The organism is Metalysinibacillus jejuensis, assembly GCF_003057615.1.
GTDB classification, from domain to species: Bacteria; Bacillota; Bacilli; order Bacillales_A; family Planococcaceae; genus Metalysinibacillus; species Metalysinibacillus jejuensis.
In genome coordinates this window covers 1-1,767 of sequence record NZ_QAFW01000114.1, presented here as the reverse complement: position 1 = coordinate 1,767, position 1,767 = coordinate 1, and the positions used below count along the sequence as shown (strand labels likewise).

The following is a 1,767-nucleotide window of genomic DNA, read 5'->3' as shown; positions in this document are numbered from 1 at the left end:
CGCAAGCATCTTATTGTAGACAAGACGAACACAACCAAATGTTTTGGCTAATAATACTGCCTGTTCTCTGTTTGGTAGTAAACGGAATTTGAAAGCTTTGTTTTGTTTAGTCATATCAATTCACCTCGCTTTGTACGGAATAATATCGTATATATTGATTGTATCGTAGAAATACCGTACAATCAAGTGAGAGGTGATAATTTTGAAAGATAATAAAGAACGTGTAGAAATTCGTATGCCTAAATCAATTATCGAGAAATTAGATAAATACCAAGAAGAAAACGGACTGTCTACAAGAACAGCAACTATTCTCGAATTATTGCGAAAAGGCTTAGAAAAATAACTTTGGCTAAAGCCAACCGAAATTCATCTCCCACCTACTCATTGGTGCTATTCGCACCTTCACATTCCTTGAGGATGGGAGACTTCTTTCGGAAAGCCGTTAAACTTAACCATACATAAAAGTTCATTTTGCTTTCTCGACTACCATACGCTAAACAAATCTGCTCATAATCTACCATAATTTCACTAAACTCTTTGTTGCGTCCTAAGTCATGATAAGCACCTGCTAAATATTCATAACAGCGTAGTGCTTCTTCATAGCGCGTTTGTTCTAAGGCTAACTGTAACGTCACAGTTGCATAATCAATAATGTCTTCATATAAAGAATTGCTATATAAAAAGCGTAAATGCTCAATTTGATTAGTAACGATCATCACGCGTTCTCCTCTGCTGTATATATAACTTGATAAATCTCACGCGCTTGCACAATCGCTTGTCTAATAAGCTGAGTGACTTGAGGTGCTTGATAAACTTGCTGTAGCGCATCAATAACATTTCGTTGCGTTAACACAAACTCTTTTGGATAAGCTTCAATCGCTTGATAACTTGAATCAAAAAGCGAGGCTAAATCCCGATGCTGATACTCACTTATTTGCTTTAGGCGCGTATCTAGCACTTGATGTTCTTCACGACATACATCTAAATATTTGCTAATGTCCGCTATCATATAAATCATAGCAAAAAAGCTAAACGGTCATTTTTTTCGCACTCTACACGTAAACGTTTAAAATTGCTGTCTGCTTTAAGCTCCTCTAGTAAAAATGCGCGGATCATAAAAATCATACGGTTTTCGCTATGCTCTAGTAAAGCTGTACTGTTTGTCGTTAATAGCGCCCATATATCTAATGCTAATTGCACTTTTGTTAATTTGTATTGCTCAAAAGGTATGACTAATGCTACATTATGCAACTGTTGCTCTAGTTGTAAGAAACGTTCGAATGTTTTTTGATTCACTAAAAATATACTATCTTCTTTTTTAATCCCTGCTAGCATATTCTTTTCGCTGCCTCTCTCACTGAATAATATCCTCATTATACTTCATCTACTAATTTATTATAACTAGTGTTGATACTAAAGCTTTAGCACTATTTTACTCAATTAACAAAAACTTTTTGACTCTCGCCAATCGCCATTCATCTCCCTCTTATCGTGAGCTTTTCCCTACACACGATTGAAGAGGGCGTCTTCTGTCGGAAAAGATAATAAAAATCCCACGTCTGTTGATTAACTAATTTTTACCAATAAAATGCAATAAAAAAGAGAGATTCCATGTAAAATGTAAGTTACCACACAAACTTTTTACGAGGAGGAATCTCTCATGGCTAAGAATACCACGATTTTCATGTTACTTCAAAACTTTATTTCACAGGAAGAAATCAACGAAATTCTTGTTGAATATGGTTTTGAAGATACAGCTCGTAAATG

At 35.3% G+C, this 1,767-nt stretch carries 5 protein-coding genes; 1 reads left to right on the top strand and 4 read right to left on the bottom strand.

All coding sequences use genetic code 11. The features are described 5' to 3' along the window. Positions 1 to 114: helix-turn-helix domain-containing protein (locus tag DDE80_RS14265; RefSeq protein WP_153060878.1), on the bottom strand; the 114-nt coding region annotated here is incomplete at its 3' end. Positions 115 to 202: 88 nt separating this feature from the next. On the opposite strand from DDE80_RS14265, the gene DDE80_RS14260 reads away from it, so the two are divergent. After that, complete coding sequence (locus DDE80_RS14260; RefSeq protein WP_108306967.1) at positions 203 to 343, top strand: ribbon-helix-helix domain-containing protein; 141 nt, start codon at positions 203 to 205, stop codon at positions 341 to 343. A 34-nt stretch (positions 344 to 377) separates the two neighbouring features. Here DDE80_RS14260 and DDE80_RS14255 read toward each other — a convergent pair whose 3' ends face one another. Genes DDE80_RS14255 through DDE80_RS14245 form a run of 3 tightly spaced genes read right to left on the bottom strand, consistent with a single transcriptional unit; the run spans position 378 to position 1,335 of the window. Then, positions 378 to 716, bottom strand: coding sequence for a hypothetical protein (locus DDE80_RS14255; RefSeq protein WP_108308603.1), 339 nt, complete (start codon positions 714 to 716; stop codon positions 378 to 380). Then, a complete protein-coding gene (locus tag DDE80_RS14250; RefSeq protein ID WP_108308601.1) occupies positions 716 to 1,018 on the bottom strand; it encodes a hypothetical protein in 303 nt (100 codons plus the stop codon). Before DDE80_RS14250 ends, DDE80_RS14255 begins: the two co-directional genes overlap by 1 nt. Further along, on the bottom strand, positions 1,015 to 1,335 hold the full coding sequence (locus tag DDE80_RS14245; RefSeq protein ID WP_108308599.1) for a hypothetical protein: 321 nt from the start codon (positions 1,333 to 1,335) through the stop codon (positions 1,015 to 1,017). The genes DDE80_RS14250 and DDE80_RS14245 overlap by 4 nt, the downstream gene beginning before the upstream one ends. Positions 1,336 to 1,767: the final 432 nt, after the last annotated feature.

Bases quoted from the DNA above. Each gene is read 5' to 3' on its own strand.
- DDE80_RS14255 (WP_108308603.1), bottom strand. From the start codon at position 716: ATGATCGTTACTAATCAAATTGAGCATTTACGCTTTTTATATAGCAAT.
- DDE80_RS14250 (WP_108308601.1), bottom strand. From the start codon at position 1,018: ATGATTTATATGATAGCGGACATTAGCAAATATTTAGATGTATGTCGT.
- DDE80_RS14245 (WP_108308599.1), bottom strand. From the start codon at position 1,335: ATGCTAGCAGGGATTAAAAAAGAAGATAGTATATTTTTAGTGAATCAA.